Below are 25,950 nucleotides of genomic sequence, written 5' to 3'. Positions count from 1 at the left end.
CTTTGGCGGATCCCGACCCATGCCGAAGCTTTGCTGTGATGCCGGCAGGGCTTCGGTGACCCCCGCGATGCGGCGCTGCCGGGCGGGGCGACCATGACGCTTGCTGCTGGCAAGCCTGTCCGTCCTGGCGCAAATATTCTCCATGGAGCACCAGGACGACGACACCCATCCAGAGGCCGCGGTCGCGCCGGGCTACCTCGCCAATCATGCGGCCCGCATGTTCAACCGTGGGGTGGATAGGACCCTGCGCCCGCATGGACTGTCGCTGGCGTTGATTGGTCCGCTCCTGCTGTTGTCGTGGAAAGGGCCGATGCTTCAGCGTGACCTCGTGCGGTCGTCGGCGGTGAAGCAGCCGGCGATGGTAGCCTTGTTGGATAAGCTCGAAGCCATGGCGCTCATCGCCCGCGCGCCGGCCCCTGCGGACCGGCGGGCGGCGATGGTGCGGTTGACGGATAGGGGACACGAGGCCGCGCGGATCGGTGGACAAGCTTTGATCGACGCTAATGGACGCGGGCTCGACGGCTTCTCGGCCGACGAGGTGTCCGCCCTCGTCTCCCTGCTTCAGCGATTCATCGCGAATTCGGAGGAGAGGCAGGAAACAATACATCACGAGTGATGTTATTGGTGGGAAGGAGTTTTCCCACATGTCTCGCCGCATTCTCATCTCCGGCGCCAGCATCGCCGGCAACACCGCGGCCTGGTGGCTCGGCCGCCTCGGTTTCGACGTCACGGTGGTGGAGCGCGCGCCCGAGTTCCGCGACGGCGGGCAAAACATCGACGTGCGCGGGGTCGGGCGCGAGGTGCTGCGTCGGATGGGGTTGGAACAGGCCGCACTCGAGCACGGCACGGGGGAGCGGGGGACCGCCTGGATCGACGGCGACGGAAGGGTTGCCGCGGAGTTCGTCACCAGTGACCTCGGCAGCGACGGGCCGACCGCCGAGATGGAGATCCTGCGGGGCGACCTCGCCCGGTTGCTCTATAAGCCGGCCCGCGAGCGCGCGACCTTTCGGTTCGGCGACACGATCGAGCGGATCGACGATGAAGCGGATGGCGCGAAGGTCACCTTTGCCAGCGGTACCGTGGAAACCTATGACCTGGTGATCGTCGCGGAAGGTGTCGGGTCGCGCACCCGCGAGAGGATCTTTTCCGGAGAGAATGACCCGCGCTGGATGGACCTCACCATCGCCTATTTCACCATCCCGCGCGCCGCCGGCGACGACCGGATGTGGCGCTGGTACAACGCGACGGAGGGGCGGAGCATCTCGCTGCGGCCCGACATGCACGGCACAACCCGCGCCAACCTCACGATCCAGCAGCCCCCGGACGGCGAGCAAGAATGGGACGCAGACCGCCAGAAAGCCTACATGCGCGAGCGCTTCGCTGATGTCGGCTGGCAGGCGGATCGCGTGCTCGCGGGCATGGAGACGACGGAGGACTTCTACTTCGACGTGCTTCGCCAAGTGCGGCTGAAGCGCTGGTCGAAGGGCCGCGTCGTGCTGACGGGTGACGCCGCGTGGTGCGCGACGCCGCTGGCCGGCATCGGCACGACGCTGGCCGTCACCGGCGCCTACGTACTGGCAGGTGAGCTACGGCGTAGTGACGACTTGCCAGCCGCCCTGGCCGCCTACGAAGCGGCCATGCGGCCGATGACCGAGGAAGGGCAGGGTGTTCCCAAGATCGGGCCCCGAATGATGAACCCGCAAAGCCGGCTCGGCATCCACCTGCTGCACGGCGCGCTAAACGTGGCCAGCAAACCACCCATCCGCGATCTGACGGCAAAGCTCTTCGCGCGCGAGCCGAAGTCTCCCGATCTGTCCCGCTACCCCTTCCTCCCGGCCTGATGCCTCAGCGGACGATCAGACCGGCAGGCCACTGAGGCGTATCTCCGCTGTCTAACCAACCCGGCCATTAGTCTTACCGCAAGTCATGTCAGCTTTCGGGGAAGCGACCCCGGTGCCTGGACGGCCGACGTGGGCGCAAAGCGTACCCGGGTGGCGCTGGTGGCGGCACGGGCGCGTGGGGCGGTGCCGGGCGGGGATAGGGACTGGAGGCCGCCAGTTCCGCCCTGTGTGGTGGTGGCCGCCATCTCTCGTGCTGAGCAGGCGACCCGAACTGCGCACCGGCTCGCGCTGGAGTTGGAGGCTCTCCGGGCGGAGGGGATCACCACGTGCGCCGGGCTCGTGCGGGTGCTCACTAAGCAGGGGTGCCGACGCCGAGAGGTGGCGTGGTTTGGACCCGAACAACGGTGGCGCGGGTCATTGAGTGGCTTGCCGCATAGCCGAGCCGGCCGAGACGCTGCCATCGCTCGAGCGTCCACGACTCTGATTCGCCGACGTATGAGGCCGCGGGTGCTGGTTGGCATCGCGCAGCAGCTCAGCGATTAGGGCTGAGCAAATTCTGATACTCACTCTGCGAAGAGGTCAGCAATCACCGTCTCTGTAACATTGGACGTCTGCCCGCGACGCTGTAATTCGCGCAAAGTCAGAGCCGGAGCGAGGACGCGGAGGCGAAACTGCGCATCGTGGGTAGCTCTGCGTACGGGAGGGCGCTCAGTCCACCGTTGCGCCCGAGGCGCGAATGACCGGCGTCCAAACCGTAAGTTCATTGCGCACATATCGCTGCGCATCCTCAAGGAAGAGGCGCCCAGGGGCGGTGGAGGTCTCCTTGTAACGCCGTAACAACTCAGGCGAGGCAAGGGAGTCCCGCGCCGCCTCGGCGAGCTTCTCAAGAACTACCCGGGGCGTGCGAGCTGGGGCCGCGAGACCCGACCACCCATCCACGATCAGATCAGGATAGCCGAGTTCCTTAAAAGTCGGGATTTCCGGGAAATCCTGAACGCGCTCGGGCCAGGAATGTGCAAGGGGGCGGAGCGCGCCAGAGCGAATGTTGGCGCTCGCAGCAGTAAGACTGTCCACCATCAGCGGCAGGGTGCCCGACATCACGTCGGTCGCAACCTGTGCCGCGCCGCGATACGGGGCGTGCTGCATGGTGATTCCCGCGGCCTGGCAAAAGCGTACGGCGGTGAGATGCGGCATGGAGCCGATGCCGGAGGTGCCGTAGGTGAGCCCGTCCGGTCGCCGTCTTGCCTCCGCCACTAGATCCGCCACGCTGTGGATCGGCAGGTCGGGCCGGACGAGCCAGAGGTAGGGCGTGCTCATCAGCATGGCGACATGCGCGAAGTCCGTGTTCGGGTCCCAGGTGACGCGCGGGCCGTAGAGCACCTTCCCGACTACCATGGCGCTGATGACCGAGAGCACAAGCGTGTAGCCGTCCGGCGCCGCGCGGGCGACCTGGCCGGTGCCAAGCGTCGCGCCTGCCCCCGGGCGGTTCTCCACCACCATGCTCTGGCCGATGCGACGAGACATTTCGGCCGCTACGATCCGTGCGATGATGTCTGTGGTACCGCCAGGGCCAAACGGCACGACGAAGCGGATGGGGCCTGCCTGCGGCCAAGGCGGCGTCTGGGCGAGAGCGGGCATAGCAAGGCCACCAAGGCTGGCGAGACCGAGGCCGCGTCGGGTAGGGCTCATCTCTTTCTCCTGCTACGGGCGTTTTGGACGGCTTGATCGCGGCAGGGCGGGCCTACTCCACTCGCAGGTTGCGGCGGCGGATGAAGGCGCCCCAATCGGCACTGTCCTCGCCACGCTGTCGCGCACGAATTTTGCGCTGCCCCGCATTATTTCCAGGTATTGATCCCGCAGTGCCTTCGCGCCGGTGGGGTCTTCCAGAGCCGCCGCGACGGCGCCGTTGATCCGCGCCACCACGGCGTCAGACATCCCACTAGGGCCAACCAGCGCTGGGTTTCATGGCGCGGCTTCCGTCCAGTGACCGGTGATGTGCAGCAAGGCGGGCACAGCCAGCGCGGCGAAGGTGAGTAGGAGCGGAGTCTGCTCCTCGTTGTAGCGCCCCGCTTCGTCCAGCAGGTTCAGCCCGCCCAGCGTCTTCCCGTTCCAGCGCACCGGCACGTTCACGGCGCCTTCGCAGCCAAGCGAGAGAATGAGTGGATGGTCGGGGAAGGCGTGGACGATGTCGGCGCGGTCATGCAGGAATCTCGGCCGACCCGCTAGCACCACCGTCTCATGGTACTCGCCCAAGGGCTCGATCGGCTTGTGCCCGCCGGTCGGATAGGCATCGGGCTGGTTGGAGTAGTAGCGCTGCTTCTGCCCGGCCGCCCAATTGAGCACGAGGACGGTGAAGAGCTTGTGCCCGACCGTCGCTGCTAGCGCGCAGTCCAGGGCCCGCAGTCCGACCAGGGGCTGCTCCGGCTGCGCCATGCTCGCGGCAACGGCGGCCAGATGCGGGGAAGGATCGGCAGTCGCCGGCATCAGAGGAGCGTCTGCGAGGCGAGGCTCTTTGGCGCCTTGGTCAACACCTCGGGCCGCGCGCCGACCACCACGGTGTCGTCGTGCCTGAAGCCGCCAAGGCCCCACTGATAGAGGCCGGGCTCGGCGGAATAGACCTCGTTCTCTAGGAGGAGACGATTGTTAAAAGCCGTATCCTCCGGGAATTCATGCCCCATCGTGCCCATGCCATGACCCGTGCGGTGCAGGATCAGGTCGGCGCAGCCCGCGCGCTCGATCACCTCCTGCGCCGCGGCGTCGATGTCCGACACGGGGTGACCGGTCACGGCCGCCTCACACGCCGCTTCATTGGCAGCGCGGGCAGTCTCGAACAGGAAAGCCTGGCGCTCATCCGGGCGACCGCAGAACCAGGTGCGCTCATTTTCCACCACCAGCCCGTTCACACGCGGGATCACGATGTTAACCAGACCATGTCCCTTCTCGATCCGTGCGCCGGAGGAGCGGCCGTCGCCATGGGGCGCGCAGCTCGCTGGGCCGGAGAGCGTCCAGCAGCGCATGATTTCAAGATTCTCGCCGGGAAAACGACGTGCCGACTCTTCGGCCAGCAAGGCAGCCATCGACATGTCCATCTCCTGCACTAAACGGCCGGGGCGGATCGCCTCCCGATAGCGATCTTGCAGCCAGTCCGACAGGGCGGCAATCTCGCGCATCAGGGTAATTTCCTCTGAGTGCTTCACCCAGCGAAGGGATCGGCAGCCGGCTGTGAGGACCTCCAATTTCATCTGTGGCAGTAGTGCCGCGGCGCGAGAGAGCGGACCGCTGCCTGCATCCACGCCAATGCGCGAGCGGGCCAAGCCAGCGCGGGTCAACCGGTCTGCCACCATCTCGGGCCATTGCGGCAGCAGCGGTGCGCGGCGTCTCAGGCGGGGATGCTCGGCGTAGGTCTCGGTGTCCGTGACCCAGAGTTTTCCAGCCTCAATTCCGAAGCGCCAGTGATTTGTCGAGAGTTCATTCAGGATAGCAAAAGGTTTGCCGTTGCGCGGCACAACGCAGAGGATGGGCCGTTCCCAGGTCTGCACGTCGGTGCCGAAGTTCGTGGCGAACTGGAAGAAATCAGCACTGGTGAAAGCTAGCGCGTCCAGACCGTGGCGGTCCATCAGGGCGAACATCATGTCCCAGCGGTGGTTACGGACAGCATCGCCCAGAACGGCCATATTCGGGATGTCCCATCGTCAGAGACGTTAGACTGTGCTGCTTGTTTTTTGCAGGTCAAGGGTTGCTGTGACACGGGTCATCTTCCGATCTCTTGCCTATCAACGGGCTGAATTCATACCTTCTGGCTTGCTCTCGATGCTGAACTACGGCTGGAGCGGCGGCTCGATGAGGATGTTCACCACCCATCAACGGTCGTTGGTCGGTGGTGAACATGGTGCGGCGGTACAGGTGTTGGATGCCTCTCAGGTCAGCCGGTGGACGCTGATGGGGATCCCTCGTGAGATTGAATTGCTTACAGTGGAAGTCGCCGTTGCCTGCTCAATGAGGCTGGCGAGATCGGCCGCTTCGTCAGTCGCCTGGACAGCCACGGAGACCGCGGCAGCGGTGGCGAGCAGCGGCTCACCGTCGAAGGTGACGGACACGTCAACTGCGAGCGCCGTAAGACGTATTCCCATTCTTTCCGCAGTGTAGTGAAGGTCGTTACAGAGACAGCCGCCGATCGCCAGGCCGAGGAGCTGGCCGCCGTTGAAGCCGAGATCTCTGCCTCCAGCGGTGCCGTCGGGGCGATCAACGACAACCGAGTGATGTCCCGCCCAGCCCAGAGCTGCGTCGGTATCAGGAATGCTACGCAGCATCACGGTCATGATGGGCATGTTGTCCCTCCTGCTCCGGTGGCATTGGCGGCCGCGAGCGTACCCGACTTAGCCGTGTGAGTATTGCTCATAGGAGAGCTCCGGTGTGTGCGCCTCGCACTGCCGGGATCTCAAATGAGGTGTCACGCCGTCTTCCACGACACTCTCTCGTCGTCCTTGTCGAACCACCGCGCGTACCCGTCTCTCCGCTCAGCCTCCTCCCGCTTCGCCGGTGTCCCCCGCACCATCTTGTCCAGCAGCTGCCCGACCAGCCCCAGCGCATCCACTTGGTCGTCGTGCTTGCCCGCGGGGAACGACAGCAGCTCCGCCTCGAACGCCTGCTTCCACACTGCCGTCCGTGGCACCCGCAGCCCTTCCAACGCCATGCGCCCGCGGATCGACTGCGCCCTGACCGCCTTGTCCCCCCGCGTCGGAAAGGGGTGCCGCGCGACATAGGCCCGGCGCTCCCGCATGCGCCGCTCGAGAAACGGCCCGACGCCCGCCCGGATCTGCCCTGCCTCCTCCGCCCAGCCGATCGGACGCCAGCGCAGCACCAGGTCACAGAAGGCCTCGATCCAGGCATCCGCCGCGGCCTGCCCGCGCCACAGGTCGAGCAGCCAGAGCTTGCCCTCCGGGTCCATGCCGACCACGACGTGCACGGTCCAGTCGCCCCCACCCGCGGTGACGGCGTAGTCCGAGCCGCCGTAGACCCGGAGTGTGGCCCGGTCGGGGAGGGCGTCGGCTTGGTGCAGCCAGTTCGCCTGGAAGTAGTCGCCCGTGTCGGGCACCGGCCGCTGCTGGTAGAGGGCCGACCAGCTCCGGGTGCTCGCCTCGGCCTTCACGCGGAGGAGGGAGGCGGCATAGCCGTAGCGGTCATCGCCCCAGAGCATCTCGCCGGGCTTTCTCCCCAGCGGGTCGTCTTCCTCGGCCTCTGCTGGGAGGGACACCACCCGCCACTGGTCGCTCTGGGCCTGCAGGAGGCGCCCTGAGAGGTCGTCCTCGTGCCAGCGCGTCTGGACCACCACGATGGCGGCCCCTGGCCTGAGGCGCGTCCTGAGGTCGTCGCCGAACCACTCCCACACCCGGCTGCGACGGGCGGCGCTGTCCGCCTCCTCCCGCGACTTCACGGGGTCGTCGATCAGGGCGAGGTCGGCACGCAAGCCGGTGATGACGCCACCGATGCCGGCGGCCCGGTACTCCCCGCCGTTGCTGGTGGTCCAGAGATCCTCGGCCTCCCGGTCCAGCCGATAGCCGAGGGTCGGGCCATGGCTGCGGATCCGGCCCCGGACACGGCGGGAGAAGGTGCCGGCGAGCTCGGCCGTGTTGGAGGTGGCGATGACGCGCCGGTCCCGGGCCTGGGCGAGGAACCAGGCCGGGAACAGGTCGGAGGTGTAGGTGCTCTTGGCCGAGCCCGGGGGCATGAACACCATGAGCCGATCGTGCAGTCCGTCGGCGACCGCCTGCAGCTCGCGGATGAGCAGGCGGTGGTGTGCGGCAGGCGAGAGGTCCTGGGGAGCCAGGGCGTGCTCGCACCACAGCCCGAAGTCGCAGCGGATAGCCCTGCGCTGCCCGAGTTCCCAGGCGGGGTCAGCCTCCATCGCTGGAGTCCTCACCCTCAGCAGGCCCGTCCCGGTTCAGCACCAGCCGTGCGGCCCGGGCGCGCGCGATCTCCTCCTCCAGTTCGGCGTCCGTCATCTCACCGGCAGGTTTGGCCGACAGCACCACCTCGTGCTTTTCGCGCCAGCCCGCGCGAGCCTTCATCCAGAAGATCGACGCCGCGGTGTTCTGTCCGGAGGTGGCCATCTGGAACAGCGTTTGCGCGACCTTCACCGTGGCCTCCACCGACCCGCGATCGAGCTCGCGGCGGAAGTGCAGGCGCAGCGTCTTGGGGTCGATCTCGAGCAGGGTAGAAATGTCCGTGTGGGGGATGCCGAAACCGGACATCACCCGTACCGTCTTGCGCTGCTCGTCGGTGGGTTGGAAGGCGTGGCCCTGGGGCATGTCAGGCGCCCTCCGCGGCCCGGGTGGCGCTGACCTCGCCGAAGGCGACCCCATTGCCCTCCAGCCGCGCCTTCTGGCCTGTGAAGGCCTGCCAACGGAGCACGGCCACATCGACATAGGCCGGCGAAAGCTCGACGGCGTGGCAGGCGCGGCCTGTCATTTCCGCCGCAATCAGCGTCGTGCCGGATCCGGAGAAGGGCTCGTAGACGGCCTGACCTGGGCTGCTGTTGTTCTCGATCGGCCGGCGCATGCACTCCACGGGCTTCTGCGTGCCGTGCACCGTCGCATTGTCTTGCTCGCCGGTCCGAGAAGGGATGGACCACAGCGTCGTTTGCTTACGGTCCCCGGCCCAGTGCCCGCGTGCGCCGTTCCTGACCGCGTACCAGCAGGGTTCGTGCTGCCAGTGGTAGTGGCCTCGACCCAGCACCAGCCGCTCCTTGGCCCAGATCACCTGCGCCCGGATCTGGAAGCCGCAGTCGGTGAGGCTCTCGGCCACAGTCCCGGCGTGAAGGGCGCCGTGCCAGACATAGGCGACATCGCCCATGAACAACGCCCAGGCCTCGGTCCAGTCCGCCCGGTCGTCGTTGAGCACCTTGCCCGTGCGCGCGGTCTTGCCTCCGTCCAGCGCCTCGTTGCGCCAGGCCGGGTCGTAATCCACTCCGTAGGGCGGGTCGGTGACCATAAGGTGGGGCCTAACTCCACCCAGCACCGCATCGACTACCCCAGCGTCGGTGCAGTCGCCGCAGATCAGGCGGTGGCGGCCGAGGATCCATATATCACCCACGGTGGATACAGGCGTCTCCGGTGCGGGAGGGACAGCATCGGGGTCCGTGAGCCCCGACGAGGGCTCGGTGAGGAAGGACGCGATCTCCAGCTCATCGAAGCCGGTCAGCGCCAGGTCGAAGCCCTCGGCGCCAAGCTCGGCCAGCTCAACGCGCAGGAGGTCCTCGTCCCACCCGGCGGAGAGGGCGAGGCGGTTGTCGGCGAGGACGTAGGCGCGCCGCTGTGCCGGCGTGAGGTGGAATAGCTCCAGCGTCGGCACCTCCTGCATCCCGAGCTGGCGTGCGGCGAGTAGGCGACCGTGGCCGGCGATGACGCCGCGCTCGCCGTCGACGAGGATCGGGTTGGTGAAGCCGAACTCGCGGATGGAGGCGGCGATCTGCGCGACCTGGGAAGGCGAGTGGGTGCGCGCGTTGCGGGCGTAGGGGATCAGTGACGAGACAGGGAGCAGCTTGTAGGGCGGAAACTTCGCCGCCAAGGGATGGCTCACAGGCTGCCTCCGTCGACCGGTCCCTCGAGCAGCGGATCACCGGGGTACCAGGCATAGACGATCCTGGCCGGCTCGAGCGGCTTGCCCTCGGGACCGCTGACCTCATGCACCTGCTTTTCGCGCCAGCCTGCGCGGGCCTTGAGCCAGAAGATCGAGGCGGCGACGTTCCCCGGCGTGGTCGCCTGCTGGTAGAGGCACTGCGCCACCCGGGCGTTGGCCTCGTGCACGGCGGTATCGAGCTCGAAGCGGAAGGCCCGGCGCAGCGTCGGCTCGCTGCAATGGACGACCTTGGCAATGGCGTCCTGCGGGATGCCGTAGGCGGCCATCGTCTTGACCACGCGGCGCTGGTCCTCGGTCGGCGTGTAGCGCGGCATCGGCATCAGGGGTGCCCCTTGCAGGGCGGGAGCATGGCGCTGGTCTGAACGGGCATCACGCGCCTTCTCGGAAGCACGCTGCAGTGTACCAAACGGGCCTAGGCGAGAGCGATACGACAGCTTTTCGCTCGTGTTCCTTTGTTTGCGCGCCAGTGGCTATGCCGAGCTTAACGCGTGTAATTCGCGTGGTCGGGCCTCACCCGCTACACACCGTGCAGCCGCCGCTTGCACCTCCCTGCAGGGCGGCGGTCAGGGTCGGCTTGTAGGCACCCGCCCGTGCCTCGCCGGCCCGTCTAACTCCCGTGTCGGTACCAACGTGTTGCGAAGGGCGCGCCCGGTCCCTGTGGCTTTCGGCGAGTGTCCTTGGTGGGTTTGGTGGGTTTTGGTGGGTTTCTCCGGGTCACCATCCCGAAACTGTCAGATGCATCCGTCCGTGTCAGTGAAAGCAGAGAAGGGGCCTCTGACAGTTTGCGCGGGGTAGCGAGATCAAACCCACCGAAACCCACCAAACCCACCAGCGTCATGCTGCCTCACGCTGCTCCTCCACCATGGTCGTGAGCTGCCACTGAAGGTTGCCGCCACTGAGTCCAAGGCGATCGATGCGACGGCCGTTGACGATCCGGCCGTGGTGGGTGCCGAGCCATTTACCGAGCCGCCGGCTGTTGATCGCGCCACTATCCCCGGCGACGGCAAGCAAAGCCTCGCGAAAATCAGGGTGCCGAAAGGCGTATCGGGGTGCTGCTATCGTCCCAACACCCGCGACCGTCACCTGGTCAGCGGCCGCATCAATGATCTCGCGGACGGTGACTTTCTTGCCGCCAAGAACCTGGGACCAGTGGATGATGACCGCCACCAGCGCGTCCAGGCCGGGATCGCTCGCCCGCAGCACATCCATCGTCTCCACCGGATCGGACAGGTCGAGCCAGACGAGGGCGTCGCGAACCGTGCGGCTCCATTCCTCGAAGGAACCGAGCGGGTTTCGCTGCTTTGGCCGGCCAGCAACATGATACGCGCGAAGCACGGTGAGTGCCGCAATCAGATAGCGGGGTCGGTTCACCCGGATCTCTGCAAGAGGGTCGATCGAGAAGACGCGAAGCTCCGGTCGTTCACAGCCCGGGTCCAGTCGCGCCATCACCGCCCGGCGTGTCATGTCTCCACTGAGCACGAGGTTGTTGCCGGTTGCAGTGATGAGCGCGTTTGTCGGGAGCTCCGGAGTCTCCGATCGACCGAGGATCCGAGTGCGGGCCTTCGTCTGAGTCAGGACCGTGCAGAGGAACTCGCCCCCGAGCGCCGCCTCGCAGTTGTCGATCGGGATGACCGTCTCGCCGGCGAGGAGCAGGGAGCCGAGCCGTTTCTCGAACTCCTCCTCCGTCTTACCCTGCGACATGACAGCTGCTTCGCGCCCGGTGGCGATCAGGCAAGCAAGGTCCACGAGCTTGGACTTACCGGATCCCATGACCGGTGCCGTGAAAGCGTGGAGGGGCGCGGTCGGCAAGGAGCGCCGGATGCAGGCTGTCAGGATCGTGGAGAGGGCGACAGCCCGATCCGTCTCCTCCATGAACGGGAATGTTTCAATAAGGCCCATGAGCACGGAGATCGCTTGCCGTCCCTCCTCCCAGTCCGGCGCCTCAGGCACGCTGGGGAACTGAACTCCTCCCGTCTCCAGCAGCAGCCCGGTCGCTCGGTCATAGCCTGGCTCGGCGAGAACACTACCGTCTGGCCTTAGGGTCGGTGCGTTGATCAATCCGGACAGGACCGGCAGCCGCCAAGCTCCTTTGCGCTCGCGATAGGTCGCGGCGACCTTGAGGGGAGCATCTATCGTGACCCAGCTCTCTGAGCGCGCGTCGAACTTTTCCCACCCAGCAGCTCGTGTCAGGGCCTCGGCCAGGGCATGCTCCTCGACCTCAAAGATCTGGCGACCCATGACGTCCCGCTCCTGCGCGACCTTCACCATGACCGTTCCCGGCCGGACGATGTATGGACCTCGCTGGTAAACACCGAGCTCCGCGTGCAGGAGAGCGTCCTCCGCGGCGTCCACGATGGCCGGGATCTCACCACCGGCGAGGCGGATCACTGGGCGCTCTGTTCCAGACAGGAACTGCCGATCTGTCAGGTCCGGGATCTTGAGCCAGCCTTTCTCCAGCATCTGCCGAAGAAATCCGAGGCGGTCCTGCCCGTCGCAGTGACCGTGACGGCAGTGGTAGACGAACGACTTATGGCTGCCCTGGCTGGCATTGACGACGAAGGTGGCGGCGTCCGCCCCGGCCTGGGTGTGGGCGTCCTCGTTGACGCAGCGGATGTGGCGCTTGGGGCTCTCACCCAGGCGCGGGACGAAGGTCTCTGGCCGACGGGTTTGCAGGGCGGTGACGATTTCAAAGCGGGCAGCATAGCGGCGCGCCCAGGCCTTGAGATCGACCACCTCGCCGGTCTCGGGATCGGTGAACTCGGGCTTGACCGTGCGTGACCTGGGCGGAGCGGACCCACGCGGACCGGAGGAGGCGCGGGCACGGGAGGCGGGTTCTGGGCTCGGCGCGGCGGGCAGGCTGAACAGATCGCACGGCTTGCCCTCCAGCACCGCCGTCTCGGGCGACGGACCCTCGGCTGGCCGACGCGGGAGGTAGAACAGCCGGGAGGTGTCGGTGCAGGCCTGGTCGTGGTCGAGGTGCAGCACCGCGGCGAGCGCCTCGATGCGTTCCTTCCAGGCGGCGTTCGCCTCTGTCTGCTTGTCGTAGCTGGCCGCGAGCCAGGGCCGGAGCAGAGGCAGAGCGATGCGGAACTTCGGGCAGGGCTGGTGCGCGAAGAAGACGTACTCGTCGGTGAGCTCGGCGACTTCTGCCCCGTCCGCCACCTCGGGCAGGAGGCCCTTGGCGACAAGGAAGGCCGCGGGGGTGGGCTCCTGGTCCGTGGCCGACAGCAGGAACTTGTCCCAGTTCCCGCGGCCAGCCCTCGTCCGGGTGGACAGGTGCGAGTGGGTGGACGAGATGACGGCCGCCCAGCCCTGGGCGGCGATGGCGTCGCGGATCTCGTCCAGCGTGAAGCCGGCGTCGCTGTCGAGCACGACCACGTCGATGCGGGCCGCGTCGTTCTTGTGCCGGCGGTCACCGGTGAACGTGGCCGGGACAAAGCAGGTCCCGTCCTTGGAGCCGACCTGGTGGTCGGTAAGGATCGTGGCCAGAGCATCCCAGGTCAGCCTGCGTCGATCGGTCCAGACCTTGTCCGTGTAATTCCCGAAGGTGCAGGCGTAAGTCCGGGCCGTCACCTCCGGCTCCTCCTGCACGGGATGTGCAAAGCCGTCCATCAGCCCGGGATCCCGCGCGCGAAGCGCTCTTCCGGGGTGAGCGACTGGTCCGCCTGGGCCTGGGTGGAGCGGCGCTGGGCGGCCTCGTAGGCGAGGACGTCCTCGAGGCGGTAGGCGACCGAGCCGCCGAGTTTGAGATAGGCCGGGCCCTGACCGATCCAGCGCCACCGCTCCAGCGTGCGGGGAGAGATGCGCCAGCGGCGGGCTAGTTCGATCTGATGCAGAAGGGTGATGGACACTAAGGAATTCCTCGCAGCGGCGTCATTGCCTGCGGGGAAGGTCGCGGAGTGGACGGGAGAAAATCGATGTAAGAGATGGGAGAAGAACCGGGAGAAATTCATGGTTAAGCCGTTGTCGGACCCGCTGAACAGCCCAGAGCCGGCCGCGTCACCGCTGGCCCGGCAGCTCGGGCTCGACCGCGCCGTGATCCTGCACGTGGACGATCTCGGGATGTGCTACGGCAGCAACCAGGCCTTTCTGGAACTCGCGGCCGCAGGGCTCGTGACCTGCGGCTCGGTCATGGTGCCGTGCCCGTGGTTCCGGGAGATCGCGGAGGCGGGTGCCGCGAATCCGTCCCTCGATCTTGGCGTCCACCTCACGCTGACCAGCGAGTGGGAGCACTATCGCTGGGGACCGATCTCAACCCGGAGCCGCGCCTCCGGTCTGGTGGACCCCGATGGATACCTCTGGCGTGACGTCACACAGCTCCGCCGGCATCTCGTGGTCGAGGCAGCGGAGGCCGAACTTCGAGCCCAGATCGAGCAGGCCCTCGCTGCCGGCCTGCGGCCCACGCACATCGACGCCCACATGGCGGCGGCGATGCTGCCGGAGCTGCTGCCCTGCCACCTATCGCTGGCGCGCGAGCACGGCCTCGTGCCCGTGCTGCCGCGACGGATCAGCTTTGCGCCGGACCAGCAGGCCTATGAGAAGGCGGTCACGGCCATCGAGGCCAGTGGCCTGCTGCTGCCGGATGGGCTCCGCGGAACCCTACCCGTCGAGGCCGACGCGACGCGCGCAGGCTACCAGCAGCTGATCGAGACCTTGCCGCAGGGTGTCACCCACGTTGCTCTGCACTGTACAAGGCCCGGTGACATCGGGGCTATCGCGCCGGTCCATGCTGGCTGGCGGACGCGCGAGTACGCACTGTTCGCGGAGGGCGCGGTCGAGAGCTGGTGCCGGGCGGCAGGGGTGACGCCGATCGGCTACCGGGCGCTGCAGGCCTTCTGGCCTGCCAGCTAGACGTCAAAGCCCCACCGACCGCTCACCGAGGTCAGGAAGGGCTTGAGCTGCTGCCACTTCTCCGCTCCGAAAAGCCGTCGAAGGGTGCCGTGCTCTGTGAGCTCTGTTGCTCGAAAACGTCGGCGCAACTTTCGCGCTGCCACAAGTTTTCGAACCACTGCAATTTGTTCGGTCGAGCGGAAGTAGATTGGCTCACCGCCAAGTATGATGAGTGTGCTTCCATCTTCGGACAGGTGGATCGGCTCGCTTAGATCGAGCGGTACTACCCCCGAGATCCGTGCACTGAGAACCTCACTGGAGACGCAGAGGGCATCCTGTGTTGCGAGCACATCCCGAAGTGGGGCCACAGAAGTGCCAGGTAGGGCGAAGCCGTCCAGGCGCTCCCCACGGCTGCTGGTCAGCAACACACGCAGGCGGGGGTGAGGCCGGGCAGCGATCGCAGCTTGGACCTGCTGTTGGACTGCTCGATCCCCTAGGCGCCGTACGAACCAGAGCGAGTGTCGCTGGGGGCGGCTGCCGAGACGCACGTCCCCCAGCTCCCAGACGAGGCCTTCAACACGTTGATGCGGCTGCCAGCCCGTGGGCAGATCAAGGGTCGCCGCCATACCCATGAGCACGGCCGAGACGTCGACCCGCCGCCGCACGAGCTGCTCTGCCGGGACGAGGACGGGACCGACCGTCGGGCTGAATGCCGCAAGCCCGCCCAGCGTGTCCGACCAGAACAGCGAGACGGGGACGTCGTCATCATCGCCCGGGCGCGCAGCGGCATCCTCGTGGTCGTGGGGCACCAGCAGCCCTGCCTCGGCGATCAGGGCGGTTTCTTGCTCACACATCGCCGCCGCGGCTCCGGAGAGAAGGGGCTCGCGCTGCTCCAGCAGCGTGAGGAGCAGCGCGACAGCCTCCGGCGTCAATGATGACGGCACCTTTGCCTTAGCCACCTCAGAGATCCCGCAGCAGCCCCCAGCGACGGAGATACTTCTCGCCGATCAGGCGCTCGCGCTCCGTCCGGTCCTTGAGGTCGCAGCCCTTCGGCATGGAGATCCGCACCGGGAGCGTGCGCTTCCCACGCTGGCCTGGTGTACCGCGAAAGCTGATGGTGAACTGCGCCTGGACGATCAGGTAGTTCTCAATGCGCTGGCCCTGATCGCGCAGGCGCTCCACAGCCACGTCCCAAATGTTGCGCTCCGAGTTCCGCCGGCACTCCAGCGTGATGCGCTCGGCCTGACTGTCGTACGGCATCAGGCGCAGCTGGCTGACCCTGACCCCCTCGATCCCATCCTCCAGGTCTGTGGGGAACAGGAAGGGCGCGCGCAGGGGCTCCAGGCTGTACTGTCGCACGCGTAGCCGGTCACCGAGGAAAAGGCTGCCGAGCAGGTGGCTGGCGAACATACGCACCAGCCCCTCGCGGGTCTCTGCAACAGGCGCAACCACCTCGACAGTGCCAGTTTCGGGCTCATAGGTCAGGGCGGCCTCGATCACGGGACGCCATGCCCTGCGGTCGAGCTTGCCGTCGATGAATTCGCGGATGTCGCCGGCGCGACCCTCCCGATAGATCGCGACCTGAACCAGGGGCGTGTCCTTGCTCCCAAGCACGGGGCGAGCCCGGTCACAGATCTCTACATGCACGTGACGGCTGTCGAACCGCTCGGCGATGGCCTTCTCGAACTCGAAAATTGATGTGCCGTCTCGAGCCACGCTGCAATCAGGTTGCAGCACGAACCCCTCCCAGAGCCGGCCGTAGCGCTTTTCGTCGGCGTAGCGGACCTCCTCGGCGTGCATGAACCCCGTCTGGTCATGCTGGTACATCCAGAGAGCGCGAGCGTGGCCGTTCTCGAGGCTGTCGAGCAGCGACTTCGCTGTGGCGACAGAATACAGCGCCGCCTCTCCGGCCTCATCCGCCATAGAGCCGACCCGATCGGCGTCACTCATGACCTTGCCCCGAGAGAGGTCGTCCAGGGCACCAACCGCCTCGAGGAGGGGCGCGACAACCGCGTGCCTTGGACCCTCCCAGGGGAGTTCGGGAGGAAGGGGTGCTTCGAGGGAGGCGAAATAGCTCCGGAGAGCGTCTGGTGGGGTGCTGCGGAGGAACTGGGCGACAGTTGGCACGGTGAGGGGCTCCGGTGCGGGCGAATCGGGCTGGGGGAGGGCCCAGCTGATCTAGGCAGATCGGCCTACCCGTTTCTACTTTGTTCTTCTTGGTCCTACGCTAGAGGATTGTTTTCGCTGTTCTCACCTCATTGGGAGGGCGATCATCCCATCCACAAATGAGCTCTCAGGCCCCAGCCCCGACCCTGAACCCCCACCTCCCACCCTACCTCCGCGAGGTCTGCACCCTGCTCGCGACCGGCCTCCTGCGGCTCCGCGCCCACAGTGCCGAGGATCTCGCCCGCGACACCCAACATGCCCGGAGCAGGGGAGAGAGTTCGCTACACTTCCTTCCCGAACAGAGCGGTGGTGCGGCTCCCCAAACGCGGAGACACGCATGAGCCAGAGTTCCCCCGAGTGGCGGGGTAGGGGCATCGGCCAAGGCCTGGCAGCCCAACCGCTACCTCCCCCGCGCCCTGTACCGACCTTCCCCGTCATTCCCCCCGCCGATGTCCTGGGGCGCCTGGCAGCCCTCCAGGGCACGCCCACGGCGCAGCTGAAGGAGCAGTGGCGGGTGCTGTTCGGTAAGGAGCCGCCCCCGTTCAACCGCGCCTACCTTCAGAGCCGGCTGGCCTACCGCATCCAGGAGCTCGCCTATGGAAGTCTGAAGAAGGAAACGGTCGATCGCTTGGTCGCGCTCGGGGAGCAGCTGGACGGCGGCAACGTGGTCCTGCGCCGGATCCGGGCGGACAGCCGACCGCTCGCCGGCACGCGGCTGATCCGGGAGTGGCAAGGCGTCGAGCACACCGTCACCGTGCTGCGGGACGGCTTCGAGTTCGAGGGGCGTCCCTACCAGTCCCTCTCCGCGGTGGCACGCCACATCACCGGCACGCGGTGGAACGGGTGGGTGTTCTTCGGCCTGAAGAACCAGGGGAGGGGAGCATGAGCCGCCGTCAGGGTCGTGTTGAGGCAGCGACGCCTTTCTCGCCATCACGCCGGCTCCGCTGCGCCGTCTACACGCGCAAGAGCACCGACGAGGGGCTCGACCGCGAGTTCAACACGCTCGATGCCCAGCGCGACAGCTGTGAGGCCTACGTCGCCTCTCAGCGCGCCGAGGGCTGGACGCTGGTGCGGGACCACTACGATGACGGAGGCTTCTCGGGCGGCACCCTGGAGCGACCGGCGCTGCAGCGGCTTCTGCGGGACATCGAGCAGGACCGGGTGGATGTGGTGGTGGTCTACAAGATCGACCGCCTCTCCCGCTCACTGATGGACTTCTCCCGGCTGGTCGAGACCTTCGACGCCCACAACGTCACCTTCGTCAGCGTCACCCAGAGCTTTAACACCACGACCTCCATGGGCCGGCTGACGCTGAACATCCTGCTCAGCTTTGCCCAGTTCGAGCGCGAGGTGATCGGCGAGCGGATCCGGGACAAGTTTGCGGCCTCCCGGGCGCGCGGCATGTGGATGGGGGGCAAGGTCCCGCTCGGGTATGACGTGCGGGAGCGAAAGCTGATCATCAATGACACCGAGGCCGAGACGGTCCGTCGCGTGTTCGAGCTGTTCCTCAGCACGCGATCCGGCACCGAGACGGCCAGGGTGCTTCAGCAGGAAGGCAGGACCAGCAAGATGGGCCGGCTGCTGGATAAGGGCGATGTCTACAAGCTGCTGGCCAACCGCACCTACGTTGGCGAGGCCCCGCACAAGGGGAAGGTCTATCCTGGTGAGCATCTCCCCATCATCCCTCGCGCCCACTGGGACCGGGTGCATGCCGTGTTGGCAGAGCATCCAAAGCTCCGCGGCAACGCCAACCGGAACCAGACGCCGGCGCTGCTGAAGGGGCTGCTGTTCGGCACCGATGGACGGGCACTCTCACCGACCCACACCCGCAAGCGTGGACGGCTATACCGGTACTACGTCAGCCAGGCGGCGCTGAAGGGTGCGGAGGACACCGACCCCACCCTCGTGCGGCGCATCTCTGCCGCGGAAATCGAGGGAGCGGTGGTCGGGCAAGTGCGAGCACTCCTGCGCCAGCCGGAGATCATTGTGGGCACCTGGGCGGCGGCGCGGGCCAGCGACCCCGGCCTGACCGAGGGCGAGACGCGGGACGCCCTGCACCAGCTCGAGCCGCTGTGGGACGAGCTGTTCCCGGCCGAGCAGGCAAGGATCGTCGGGCTGCTGGTCGAGCGGGTCACGGTGTCCAGCACGGGGGCTGACATCCGGATGCGGGTTGAGGGACTAGCGGGGCTGGTCAGGGACCTGGGGGCGAGCCGGCCCGTGCTGGAGGCGGCGGAATGAGTGAGGTCCACCCCGCCAGCCTCACGGTCCAGGTCCCACTGCGGATCCGGCGTCGGCCAGGGCGGAAGACGGTGGTGACACCGGAGGGCATTGGGGAGTCCGCGGTCCGCAGTCCAGCCACCCAGACGCATGGTGACCCGGCGCTCGTGAAGGCACTGGCCCGTGCGTTTCGATACCAGCGCATGCTCGACGAGGGGCAGTACGCGTCAATCACAGAGATGGCTGAAGCTGAGAAGCTCGACCGTGGATACATGGGGCGGCTGTTGCAGCTGACCCTTCTCGCACCGGAGCTTGTCGGCAGGATCCTAGACGGGGAAGTCGCATCGCTCAGCCTTCCCAGCTTGCTTGATCCGTTGCCGACCGACTGGCTGGTGCAGCGGCGGCGGCTTCTCGACTGACACACTCTACGTTCCGTAGCCGGCCGATCTCCCCTTGGTGGCGGAGCCCAGCGCCAAGAAGTTCGCGAGATCCTACTGTTGAAACGGCTTTGCCAGGAGCAGCAGTGCGCTTCTGGATCCCGAGCGCCAGTGGTCCCAGGTGACTACAGGCTCGCCCGCATGCTGGACGGAGCGGTGTACGTCTCCAGCACAGGTCCTCACGATCTCGGCGTGGCTTTTTCGGGTTGCTGGAAGGGGACCCCGGTAAGGCTGGTGATCTCAAGGGAGAACTAAGGCGGAACATGTGCCTTGCGCCCGACCCCTAGATCTCTAGGGTGGAAGCACGCCGAATCGGGGGGTGGATGCTCCAGGGTCACACAAGGGAGACGTTTGAACGTGCTCTCCAGCGGAGCCTATCACCTTCAACCCCTATTCGAAACGCCGACTATCTTCGCGGCCGAGAAAAGAATTTAGAGCAGGTCAGACGTGCCTTTGTTCAGCCCGGCCGCCAGGTATTTATATACGGTGATCGTGGCGTTGGAAAAACCTCTTTGGCTCTGACGGCCGCACTCGAGCATGATAGATCGTACCATGAGCCTCTAATTCTAAACTGCCGAGGCGCTTTTTTTGCAATCATGCGCGACTTGATCAATAGGTTGGCAGAGAAAGGTCTATTTCTTACGAAAGACGCTAAAGCTGTCGACTTCTCGCTAGCGGGGGTTCTGGGACTTAAGCGTGGCACAACTAAAGAAGAGGGTCGCGCGCCGGAACTCAAGACCCTAAACGAGGTTGTAGAGGGCCTGAAGCAAGTTTGCCGCATCGGACGAGCGGATCATGTCGTCGTTTTTGACGAGTTCGAGCTAGTCGACACTGCCGATGATCGAAAGCTGTTTGGAGACCTCATCAAGGCATTATCAGACCAGCAAGTTCCATTGAAGGCGATCTTCTGTGGCATTGGTGAGTCCGTCGCGGGGCTCCTCGATAACCATCCATCAGCACCGCGGTACCTTTCTTCGGTGGAGCTGTCACGCCTGAGCTACAGCGCGCGTTTGGAAATTATGGACGGAGTGCAGGCGGCTTTCGGAATCGAAATTGAACACAACACTCGCTACCGGATAGCATTGATCAGTGATGGTTTTCCGCATTACATTCATTTGATATGTGAAAAGCTGCTTTGGTCTATATTGGACGACCCGTTGATCATCGGACAGTCGACCGTGGCGCATTACAAGTTGGCAGTAGCTGGTGCAGTAGAAGATGCGCAACCTTACCTCAAGAGCCTCTACGAAAAGGCTGTGAAGAAGTATGAGCGCGACTATGCCCAGGTACTTTGGGCTGCGGCCGATCACCAAGATCTCGAAAGGCGCAGCAAGGATATTTTTGAGACATATATTGAATTGGTTGAAAGTGCGCATCTCGGGGCAGCAATGGACCGGGCGAGGTTTAATCAACGCCTAAATGCGCTGAAGTCGCCCAGCCATGGCCAAGTTCTCGAGGGAACTAGGCAAGGCTGGTATAAATTTCGTGAAAGTATGCTGCGTGGCTTCGTAAGGCTTATGGCCGAAGAGGCAGGCGTCATGCTGACGGTCGACCATCCGCTTGCACCGAAAGCTAGCCGCTAGCTTACACTGTTACGGCCAGTGCAGAAGGTGGGGAGATGCCCATCAACGAATTCCTCCGAAGGATTCGAATCTCCCCTCGCAAAGTTTGCAGTAGAACAAATACTGCTCGACAAACTCGCGATACTGCTTCGGCACCTCGGCGTGTGCGCTGTAATGTCGGTTTGCCGGTCGGCATGGACTTATGGCTGACAGTTGAAGGCTGCCGTTAAACAACCTTGCGCCGAGCTGTCCCGCGGTTTCAAGCTCTATAATCCGTATCTTTAAATCTTCTCCTGCAATGGTGAATATGTAGTACGTACTATATCCACTGTGCGGTAAGCGCCCGATGCCACACCGGCGGGGCACCTGTGTGCCTGCGGGCCGTGAGTAGGCCGGTGAGCGTTTCAGCTGCAGGTATGAGACGTTCCATGGCGCACCGATCTTGCCTGAGTGGACGCGTTGCCTATCACTCCACGGCAGGCGTTAGCGCTCGTTCCTAAGCCCGCTCCAACCGCTCGCGCCTGATCGCCAACGCCAGCCCAGAAGACATGACCCACCTCGCCTACGTCGACTGCAGCAACCTGTTCATCGAAGGCCAGAAGGTCAGTGCCGTCGCCCGCGGCATGGCTCACAGCCTGCACGACGCCAAGCAGCGGGGTGTGATCGACTTCGAGTACCGCCTCGATCTCTACCGCCTCATGGACCTGCTGGTCCGCGCTGAGGGGCCGACCAGGGCGGCGGTGTTCGGCAGCGTCACAGACACAAATGAGGGCCTATGGCGGCACGCCGCCAAGGCCGGCTTCGAGGTGGTCACGGTCGAACGGGGCTTTTCAGGCAAGGAGAAGCGGGTCGACACCAGCGTGGTCACTCGCATGTGCCGGGACGCCTACCGCTTCGGCGACCCACGGCGGGATCGGATCACGCTCGTGGCCGGCGACGGGGACTACGAGCCCACCGTGCGGCAACTCGTGGCGGACGGCTTCCAGGTCACGGTGCTTTACTGGTCCCATGCCAGCCGGGAACTACGAGAGGCCGCGACGGCCTTCCTGAGGTTGGACAGCTACCTTTTAGAACTCCGTCTTATTTGAGGAAGCTTCGGCTGATTTAGTCTGCCTCCCGGCAAGGTTGTGCACGCGGCGAGTTCACTACTTGTTGAAGTTTGTCTCATTTTTTCTCTTCGGTGACTTAGTGTAGACGGGCGTTAGTTAAACTCATCTTCCCCAGGGCCCCTGTCTTGGACCAACCGACTGGAAGTCTGAAGCATGTTGGACGTGGTCACAGCGCCGGTATCTGCAGGGCAAGAGCGGAACCCAAGCGCAATCGACGTGCATGTGGGTTCCCGCGTTCGGCTCAGGCGGACGCTGCTCGGCATGAGCCAGGAAAAGCTGGGATCCGCGCTCAGCCTCACCTTTCAACAGGTGCAGAAGTACGAGCGCGGTATCAACCGTATCGGGGCAAGTCGCCTGTTCGATCTGGCCCGCATCCTGGACGTGCCAATCGGCTTCTTCTTCGACGACATGTCGTCGAGCGTGAAAGGCGGGTCGGTTGTTAACAGCGTCCGGACCGCCGCTCATAACGAAGCGCTGAACGGCATCGATGAGGATCTGCTGCACAAGCGTGAGACGCTGGACCTCGTGCGAGCGTACCAGCAGATCAGCGAGCCTGCCGTCCGAAAGCGCGTCCTCGATCTGATGAGGAGCCTTGCTCCAGCCGAGTGAGGCAGAGAACCCTCTCTGGTTTCCTGCCTCGCCCATTGGGGACGAGCCGCCTCCAGGCTCAGGCCGCCTGCGCCTTCCGCTCCTTGGCTTCCGTCTCCGAGCGGGCCTTCCAGAAGGTCATGTCGGCCTCCTTGCTGAACATCACCCGGACACCAGTCGCGCCCTTGCTCATGCGGAGGTTCCCGCCGTTCTGGGCCCGGTGCTCGGCCACCCAGCGCTTGAACACTGGATCCTCGGCGGTGAGGCCCGCGAACTCGAGCACTCCGGAGATCTCTTCCTGCTTGCGACGCTTAACCATGGGTGGGATCCCTAGTGATGAAGGTAGAGAGCGCTGGGGCGATGCCGCTCAGCGATCTCCCTGGCTGCGCCCGCTCTGGGTGGCCTTGCTGACACCGCTCTGGTTGCCCTTGCCGGCCCCGCCATCGGAGCGGGCGTCCTTGGGGTTCGCCGCGCTGCCGGCGGCACCTTTGCCGCCCTGGGGCGCACGACCGGCAGGGGGAAGGGGAGGGAGCTTAGCCATGGCAGTGCCTCGTGATGCGGTGGCAGGATGAACGAAGCGGCGAGGCGGACGACGCAGGCCTGCGCAACGCTGGCGACTGGTGACGTGTGAAGCTCGAGCAGAGCGGCCCAAAGTTGGCGATCAGACGCGACCGCCCCAGGAGAGGGAACACCAACTCCGGGCGACATCGGCCAAAGAAGATCGAGTAATTACAAGGCGTTAAACCTTGTAGACTAAATCGCCCAAGTCCCGAGCTTCGGAGACGGATGCCTCTCCGGAGAGAGAAAACGCCGCTCATTGCACCTTCGAGGTATCAAGGTGCACGCCGGAAATGCAGGGAAAACACACGGAAAAGCGCGATCCAAACGACCCCAGAGAAACGTTCTCTTGGAGAAGATTGGAGCGGGCGAAGGGATTCGAACCCTCGACCCCGACCTTGGCAAGGTCGTGCTCTACCCCTGAGCTACGCCCGCGCTCCGTGCGTGGCGGCCGTATGTCATGGCCCGCCGGGGCTTGCAACCCCCCTTACGACACCCGATCACACCTCGATGCCGGAATCCCTCAAATCTCTCCTGACCATGCTGGAAGCGCAAGGATTTCAGGCGCTCACCCACTATCATCCGCCCTTGCACACGGTGGCAGAGAGCCAGGCCCTGCGCGGCGACCTCCCGGGCCTGCACGTGAAAAACCTCTTCCTCCGCGCAAAGCCGCCCCACCCGTATCTGCTGATCGTGGCGGAGGAGAACACCCCGCTGTCCATCAATGCCTTGGCCCGCCGCCTCGGCACCGGCCGCCTCTCCATGGCCGATGCAGAAGAGCTGTACGCCCAACTCGGCGTCCGCCCCGGCTCCGTCACCCCGCTTGCCCTGGTCAACGCGCCCCCGGGCAGCATCCGCCTGGTCATGGACCACCGTCTGCTCGAAGGCCCCGGCCCGGTGAACATCCACCCGCTGACGAACGAGGCCACCACGGCCCTGGCCCCCTCAGACCTCCGGCGCTTCCTCGGATCCCTCGGCCATCTCCCCGAGGCAATCGACCTAACCGCCCCGCTTGCTTGAGAGCCCGCGCGACGCATCTATGAGCATAACGAGACCACCCGAATCGCCCGCCCGCCCGGAAGGCCCCCGATGAGCACCCTCCTCGACCAGACCCCGCCCCCCGCCGACGACATCATCAAGGACGGCGACCAGAAGACCTTCATGCAGGACGTCGTCGCGGCGTCTCGCGAGGTGCCGGTCCTCGTCGATTTCTGGGCAACCTGGTGTGGCCCCTGTAAGCAGCTCACGCCGACGCTGGAGAAGGTCGTGCGCGCCGCCGGCGGCCGTGTGCGGCTGGTGAAGATCGACATCGACAAGAATCGCGCCCTCGTCCAGCAGCTCGCCCAGCTTGGGCTGCCGTTGCAGTCCGTGCCCACCGTCGCTGCTTTCTGGCAGGGCCAGATCGCCGACATTTTCCAGGGCGCCCTTCCCGAGAGCGAGGTGAAGAAGTTCACCGAAACTCTGCTGAAGATGGCCGGTGGCCAGATGCCTTCCGCCGATCTGATGGCCGAAGCGAAGCAGGCCGCCGAGGAGGGTGACCACCAGGGCGCGCTGGAGCTCTACGGCGCGCTGGCCCAGCAGGAGCCCGAGAACGCCGCCGCCATGGCCGGCATCCTTCGCTCTCTCATCGAGCTGGGTGAGGAGGACCAGGCCTCCCAGGTGCTTGAGAGCCTGCCTCCCAAGCTGCAGGAGCACGCCGAGATTAACGCCGTCCGCAGCGCGCTTGAGCTGGCCCGCGCCGGACGCGAGGCTCGTGGCAAGCTGGCGGAGTACGAGGCCCGCCTCGCGGCCGACCCGAACGACCATGCCGCCCGCATCGACCTCGCGGTCGCCCTCAACGCTGCCGACGACCGCGCTGCAGCCGTGGACGCCCTGCTGGAAGCCTTCCGTCGGGACCGCGAGTGGAACGACCAGGCCGCCCGCAAGCAGCTCCTGAAGTTTTTCGAGGCCTGGGGTTTCGAGGACCCGGCGACCAAGGCGGGACGCCGCAAGTTGTCCTCGATGCTGTTCAGTTAGAAATTCGTGGCCACCTGAGGTTCCCCAGGGGAGTGGCGCGCGTCCTCCCCCCTTCTCAAGCGGTGAACGGGAACCGACCGGCCATGCCTTTCCATCCCGCGGGCATCGCAGCCCTGCCGTCCGAGATCGGGATTTTCCCGCTCACGGGCGCACTCCTCCTCCCCGGCGGTCGCCTGCCGCTGAACGTCTTTGAGCCGCGATACCTTGCCCTGGTGGAGGCCAGCCTCGGCCAGGGGCGCAGCTTCGGCATGATCCAGCCGGATCCAGCGGCGCCGGAGAGCTCCTCGGGCCCCGGCCTTTACCGCATCGGCTGCCTTGGGCGCCTTTCCTCCTTCGCCGAGGCCGAGGATGGCCGCTTCCTCATCACCCTGATCGGCACGATCCGCTTCCGGGTGGCCGAGGAGTTACCGGGCCGAGACGGCTACCGCCGAATCCGGCCGGACTACGCGCCCTTCGCTGCGGACCTGAACCGCGCGGCACCCGGCCAGCTCCCGAGCCTCGACCGCCCGACCCTCCTCGATGCGCTCCGCACCTATTTCCGCGCCAAGGGAATCGAGGCGAACTGGGAGGCCATCGACCGTCTGGACGACCAGGCCCTGATCACCACCCTGGCCATGCTCTGCCCCTTCGAGCCGGCCGAGAAGCAGGCCCTGCTGGAGGCGGAGGATCACGTCGCGCGCGGCGCGATGCTGACCGCCATGTTGCAGATGGACAGCCTGCCCGGGCCGGGCCAAGACATGCGCCCGAGCTGATATGCCCGAGCTGAGGACGACCCATCCATGACCGAGACCCTGGGCGAGACCGCCCCCGCCGTGGATCCCCGCCTGCTGGAGATCCTTGTCTGCCCCGTCACCAAGGGCCCGCTCCGGTATGATCGCGCCGCCAGCGAGCTGGTGAGTGAGGGTGCCGGCTTGGCCTACCCGATCCGCGACGGCATCCCCATCATGCTGCCCGACGAGGCCCGCCGCCTGGCCGGCTAGGCGCTGCA

Annotated in this window: 26 protein-coding genes and 1 tRNA gene; 13 read left to right on the top strand and 14 right to left on the bottom strand. The window is 65.7% G+C overall.

The window, feature by feature from the left end; translation table 11 throughout:
* Positions 1 to 100 precede the first annotated feature (100 nt).
* Together ACVBD7_RS15950 and ACVBD7_RS15945 are read left to right on the top strand one after the other, a co-directional pair.
* Positions 101 to 616 carry a MarR family winged helix-turn-helix transcriptional regulator gene (locus ACVBD7_RS15950; RefSeq protein ID WP_458094218.1) on the top strand — a complete coding sequence of 172 codons (516 nt, stop codon included), beginning with the start codon at positions 101 to 103 and terminating at the stop codon, positions 614 to 616.
* Positions 617 to 644: 28 nt separating this feature from the next.
* On the top strand, positions 645 to 1,841 hold the full coding sequence (locus ACVBD7_RS15945) for an FAD-dependent monooxygenase (protein WP_458094217.1): 1,197 nt from the start codon (positions 645 to 647) through the stop codon (positions 1,839 to 1,841).
* Between the two features lie 708 nt (positions 1,842 to 2,549).
* Here ACVBD7_RS15945 and ACVBD7_RS15940 read toward each other — a convergent pair.
* The 10 genes from ACVBD7_RS15940 to ACVBD7_RS15895 all read right to left on the bottom strand — a co-directional run bounded on the left by ACVBD7_RS15940 (position 2,550) and on the right by ACVBD7_RS15895 (position 13,330).
* Positions 2,550 to 3,530, bottom strand: coding sequence for a Bug family tripartite tricarboxylate transporter substrate binding protein (locus tag ACVBD7_RS15940; RefSeq protein WP_458094216.1), 981 nt, complete (start codon positions 3,528 to 3,530; stop codon positions 2,550 to 2,552).
* Between the two features lie 273 nt (positions 3,531 to 3,803).
* The gene (locus tag ACVBD7_RS15935) at positions 3,804 to 4,325 is read right to left on the bottom strand and encodes a GAF domain-containing protein (RefSeq protein WP_458094215.1); all 522 of its coding nucleotides are present in this window, start codon (positions 4,323 to 4,325) and stop codon (positions 3,804 to 3,806) included.
* A complete protein-coding gene (locus ACVBD7_RS15930) occupies positions 4,325 to 5,515 on the bottom strand; it encodes a M24 family metallopeptidase (protein WP_458094214.1) in 1,191 nt (396 codons plus the stop codon). The genes ACVBD7_RS15935 and ACVBD7_RS15930 overlap by 1 nt, the downstream gene beginning before the upstream one ends.
* A 243-nt stretch (positions 5,516 to 5,758) precedes the next feature.
* Positions 5,759 to 6,169 carry an OsmC family protein gene (locus tag ACVBD7_RS15925; protein WP_458094213.1) on the bottom strand — a complete coding sequence of 137 codons (411 nt, stop codon included), beginning with the start codon at positions 6,167 to 6,169 and terminating at the stop codon, positions 5,759 to 5,761.
* Between the two features lie 122 nt (positions 6,170 to 6,291).
* Positions 6,292 to 7,746 (bottom strand): terminase large subunit domain-containing protein, encoded by a 1,455-nt coding sequence (locus tag ACVBD7_RS15920; protein ID WP_458094212.1) that lies wholly within the window; start codon positions 7,744 to 7,746, stop codon positions 6,292 to 6,294.
* The gene (locus ACVBD7_RS15915) at positions 7,736 to 8,149 is read right to left on the bottom strand and encodes a hypothetical protein (protein WP_458094211.1); all 414 of its coding nucleotides are present in this window, start codon (positions 8,147 to 8,149) and stop codon (positions 7,736 to 7,738) included. The genes ACVBD7_RS15920 and ACVBD7_RS15915 overlap by 11 nt, the downstream gene beginning before the upstream one ends.
* Position 8,150: 1 nt before the next feature.
* Positions 8,151 to 9,419 carry a site-specific DNA-methyltransferase gene (locus ACVBD7_RS15910; protein ID WP_458094210.1) on the bottom strand — a complete coding sequence of 423 codons (1,269 nt, stop codon included), beginning with the start codon at positions 9,417 to 9,419 and terminating at the stop codon, positions 8,151 to 8,153.
* A complete protein-coding gene (locus ACVBD7_RS15905; RefSeq protein ID WP_458094209.1) occupies positions 9,416 to 9,799 on the bottom strand; it encodes a hypothetical protein in 384 nt (127 codons plus the stop codon). The genes ACVBD7_RS15910 and ACVBD7_RS15905 overlap by 4 nt, the downstream gene beginning before the upstream one ends.
* Before the next feature lie 514 nt (positions 9,800 to 10,313).
* The gene (locus tag ACVBD7_RS15900; RefSeq protein WP_458094208.1) at positions 10,314 to 13,091 is read right to left on the bottom strand and encodes a hypothetical protein; all 2,778 of its coding nucleotides are present in this window, start codon (positions 13,089 to 13,091) and stop codon (positions 10,314 to 10,316) included.
* Positions 13,091 to 13,330, bottom strand: coding sequence for a helix-turn-helix transcriptional regulator (locus ACVBD7_RS15895; protein WP_458094207.1), 240 nt, complete (start codon positions 13,328 to 13,330; stop codon positions 13,091 to 13,093). The genes ACVBD7_RS15900 and ACVBD7_RS15895 overlap by 1 nt, the downstream gene beginning before the upstream one ends.
* Positions 13,331 to 13,430: 100 nt before the next feature.
* Between ACVBD7_RS15895 and ACVBD7_RS15890 the strand changes: the two genes are divergently transcribed.
* Entirely contained in the window at positions 13,431 to 14,330 is a 900-nt protein-coding gene (locus ACVBD7_RS15890) for a polysaccharide deacetylase family protein (RefSeq protein ID WP_458094206.1), read from the top strand.
* On the opposite strand, the gene ACVBD7_RS15885 is transcribed toward ACVBD7_RS15890, so the two are convergent.
* Both ACVBD7_RS15885 and ACVBD7_RS15880 read right to left on the bottom strand, forming a co-directional pair.
* A complete protein-coding gene (locus tag ACVBD7_RS15885; protein WP_458094205.1) occupies positions 14,327 to 15,268 on the bottom strand; it encodes a hypothetical protein in 942 nt (313 codons plus the stop codon). The genes ACVBD7_RS15890 and ACVBD7_RS15885 overlap by 4 nt on opposite strands.
* A gap of 1 nt (position 15,269) precedes the next feature.
* A complete protein-coding gene (locus ACVBD7_RS15880) occupies positions 15,270 to 16,259 on the bottom strand; it encodes a hypothetical protein (protein ID WP_458094204.1) in 990 nt (329 codons plus the stop codon).
* Positions 16,260 to 16,812: 553 nt separating this feature from the next.
* On the opposite strand from ACVBD7_RS15880, the gene ACVBD7_RS15875 reads away from it, so the two are divergent.
* The 6 genes from ACVBD7_RS15875 to ACVBD7_RS15850 all read left to right on the top strand — a co-directional run bounded on the left by ACVBD7_RS15875 (position 16,813) and on the right by ACVBD7_RS15850 (position 22,409).
* Positions 16,813 to 17,361, top strand: coding sequence for a DUF2924 domain-containing protein (locus ACVBD7_RS15875; protein WP_458094203.1), 549 nt, complete (start codon positions 16,813 to 16,815; stop codon positions 17,359 to 17,361).
* Entirely contained in the window at positions 17,358 to 18,713 is a 1,356-nt protein-coding gene (locus tag ACVBD7_RS15870) for a recombinase family protein (RefSeq protein ID WP_458094202.1), read from the top strand. The genes ACVBD7_RS15875 and ACVBD7_RS15870 overlap by 4 nt, the downstream gene beginning before the upstream one ends.
* Positions 18,710 to 19,111 carry a hypothetical protein gene (locus tag ACVBD7_RS15865; RefSeq protein ID WP_458094201.1) on the top strand — a complete coding sequence of 134 codons (402 nt, stop codon included), beginning with the start codon at positions 18,710 to 18,712 and terminating at the stop codon, positions 19,109 to 19,111. Before ACVBD7_RS15870 ends, ACVBD7_RS15865 begins: the two co-directional genes overlap by 4 nt.
* Before the next feature lie 341 nt (positions 19,112 to 19,452).
* On the top strand, positions 19,453 to 20,712 hold the full coding sequence (locus ACVBD7_RS15860; RefSeq protein WP_458094200.1) for an AAA family ATPase: 1,260 nt from the start codon (positions 19,453 to 19,455) through the stop codon (positions 20,710 to 20,712).
* A gap of 527 nt (positions 20,713 to 21,239) precedes the next feature.
* Entirely contained in the window at positions 21,240 to 21,779 is a 540-nt protein-coding gene (locus ACVBD7_RS15855; protein ID WP_458094199.1) for an NYN domain-containing protein, read from the top strand.
* 174 nt (positions 21,780 to 21,953) lie between these two features.
* Positions 21,954 to 22,409, top strand: coding sequence for a helix-turn-helix domain-containing protein (locus ACVBD7_RS15850; RefSeq protein WP_458094198.1), 456 nt, complete (start codon positions 21,954 to 21,956; stop codon positions 22,407 to 22,409).
* Between the two features lie 58 nt (positions 22,410 to 22,467).
* On the opposite strand, the gene ACVBD7_RS15845 is transcribed toward ACVBD7_RS15850, so the two are convergent.
* Both ACVBD7_RS15845 and ACVBD7_RS15840 read right to left on the bottom strand, forming a co-directional pair.
* A complete protein-coding gene (locus ACVBD7_RS15845; protein WP_458094197.1) occupies positions 22,468 to 22,707 on the bottom strand; it encodes a hypothetical protein in 240 nt (79 codons plus the stop codon).
* 599 nt (positions 22,708 to 23,306) lie between these two features.
* Positions 23,307 to 23,381, bottom strand: a tRNA-Gly gene (locus ACVBD7_RS15840).
* Positions 23,382 to 23,456: 75 nt separating this feature from the next.
* Here ACVBD7_RS15840 and ACVBD7_RS15835 point away from each other — a divergent pair.
* From ACVBD7_RS15835 to ACVBD7_RS15820, 4 genes are all read left to right on the top strand, one after another.
* Positions 23,457 to 23,966, top strand: a complete 510-nt coding sequence (locus ACVBD7_RS15835) for a prolyl-tRNA synthetase associated domain-containing protein (protein ID WP_458094196.1) — start codon at positions 23,457 to 23,459, stop codon at positions 23,964 to 23,966.
* 69 nt (positions 23,967 to 24,035) lie between these two features.
* Positions 24,036 to 24,962 (top strand): tetratricopeptide repeat protein, encoded by a 927-nt coding sequence (locus ACVBD7_RS15830; RefSeq protein WP_458094195.1) that lies wholly within the window; start codon positions 24,036 to 24,038, stop codon positions 24,960 to 24,962.
* A gap of 83 nt (positions 24,963 to 25,045) precedes the next feature.
* Positions 25,046 to 25,714, top strand: coding sequence for an LON peptidase substrate-binding domain-containing protein (locus ACVBD7_RS15825; RefSeq protein WP_458094194.1), 669 nt, complete (start codon positions 25,046 to 25,048; stop codon positions 25,712 to 25,714).
* 27 nt (positions 25,715 to 25,741) lie between these two features.
* Positions 25,742 to 25,942 (top strand): Trm112 family protein, encoded by a 201-nt coding sequence (locus ACVBD7_RS15820; protein WP_458094193.1) that lies wholly within the window; start codon positions 25,742 to 25,744, stop codon positions 25,940 to 25,942.
* Positions 25,943 to 25,950: the final 8 nt, after the last annotated feature.

It is taken from the genome of Roseomonas sp. WA12, assembly GCF_054165765.1.
This window is presented reverse-complemented; position numbering and strand designations above follow the sequence as displayed.

Bases quoted from the DNA above. Each gene is read 5' to 3' on its own strand.
- ACVBD7_RS15915 (WP_458094211.1), bottom strand. From the start codon at position 8,149: ATGCCCCAGGGCCACGCCTTCCAACCCACCGACGAGCAGCGCAAGACG.
- ACVBD7_RS15865 (WP_458094201.1), top strand. From the start codon at position 18,710: ATGAGTGAGGTCCACCCCGCCAGCCTCACGGTCCAGGTCCCACTGCGG.
- ACVBD7_RS15820 (WP_458094193.1), top strand. From the start codon at position 25,742: ATGACCGAGACCCTGGGCGAGACCGCCCCCGCCGTGGATCCCCGCCTG.
- ACVBD7_RS15940 (WP_458094216.1), bottom strand. From the start codon at position 3,530: ATGAGCCCTACCCGACGCGGCCTCGGTCTCGCCAGCCTTGGTGGCCTT.
- ACVBD7_RS15905 (WP_458094209.1), bottom strand. From the start codon at position 9,799: ATGCCGATGCCGCGCTACACGCCGACCGAGGACCAGCGCCGCGTGGTC.
- ACVBD7_RS15930 (WP_458094214.1), bottom strand. From the start codon at position 5,515: ATGGCCGTTCTGGGCGATGCTGTCCGTAACCACCGCTGGGACATGATG.
- ACVBD7_RS15890 (WP_458094206.1), top strand. From the start codon at position 13,431: ATGGTTAAGCCGTTGTCGGACCCGCTGAACAGCCCAGAGCCGGCCGCG.
- ACVBD7_RS15845 (WP_458094197.1), bottom strand. From the start codon at position 22,707: ATGGTTAAGCGTCGCAAGCAGGAAGAGATCTCCGGAGTGCTCGAGTTC.
- ACVBD7_RS15925 (WP_458094213.1), bottom strand. From the start codon at position 6,169: ATGCCCATCATGACCGTGATGCTGCGTAGCATTCCTGATACCGACGCA.
- ACVBD7_RS15945 (WP_458094217.1), top strand. From the start codon at position 645: ATGTCTCGCCGCATTCTCATCTCCGGCGCCAGCATCGCCGGCAACACC.
- ACVBD7_RS15850 (WP_458094198.1), top strand. From the start codon at position 21,954: ATGTTGGACGTGGTCACAGCGCCGGTATCTGCAGGGCAAGAGCGGAAC.
- ACVBD7_RS15870 (WP_458094202.1), top strand. From the start codon at position 17,358: ATGAGCCGCCGTCAGGGTCGTGTTGAGGCAGCGACGCCTTTCTCGCCA.
- ACVBD7_RS15855 (WP_458094199.1), top strand. From the start codon at position 21,240: ATGACCCACCTCGCCTACGTCGACTGCAGCAACCTGTTCATCGAAGGC.
- ACVBD7_RS15920 (WP_458094212.1), bottom strand. From the start codon at position 7,746: ATGGAGGCTGACCCCGCCTGGGAACTCGGGCAGCGCAGGGCTATCCGC.
- ACVBD7_RS15880 (WP_458094204.1), bottom strand. From the start codon at position 16,259: ATGAGTGACGCCGATCGGGTCGGCTCTATGGCGGATGAGGCCGGAGAG.
- ACVBD7_RS15900 (WP_458094208.1), bottom strand. From the start codon at position 13,091: ATGGACGGCTTTGCACATCCCGTGCAGGAGGAGCCGGAGGTGACGGCC.
- ACVBD7_RS15875 (WP_458094203.1), top strand. From the start codon at position 16,813: ATGAGCCAGAGTTCCCCCGAGTGGCGGGGTAGGGGCATCGGCCAAGGC.
- ACVBD7_RS15835 (WP_458094196.1), top strand. From the start codon at position 23,457: ATGCCGGAATCCCTCAAATCTCTCCTGACCATGCTGGAAGCGCAAGGA.
- ACVBD7_RS15825 (WP_458094194.1), top strand. From the start codon at position 25,046: ATGCCTTTCCATCCCGCGGGCATCGCAGCCCTGCCGTCCGAGATCGGG.
- ACVBD7_RS15830 (WP_458094195.1), top strand. From the start codon at position 24,036: ATGAGCACCCTCCTCGACCAGACCCCGCCCCCCGCCGACGACATCATC.
- ACVBD7_RS15935 (WP_458094215.1), bottom strand. From the start codon at position 4,325: ATGCCGGCGACTGCCGATCCTTCCCCGCATCTGGCCGCCGTTGCCGCG.
- ACVBD7_RS15860 (WP_458094200.1), top strand. From the start codon at position 19,453: ATGCTCCAGGGTCACACAAGGGAGACGTTTGAACGTGCTCTCCAGCGG.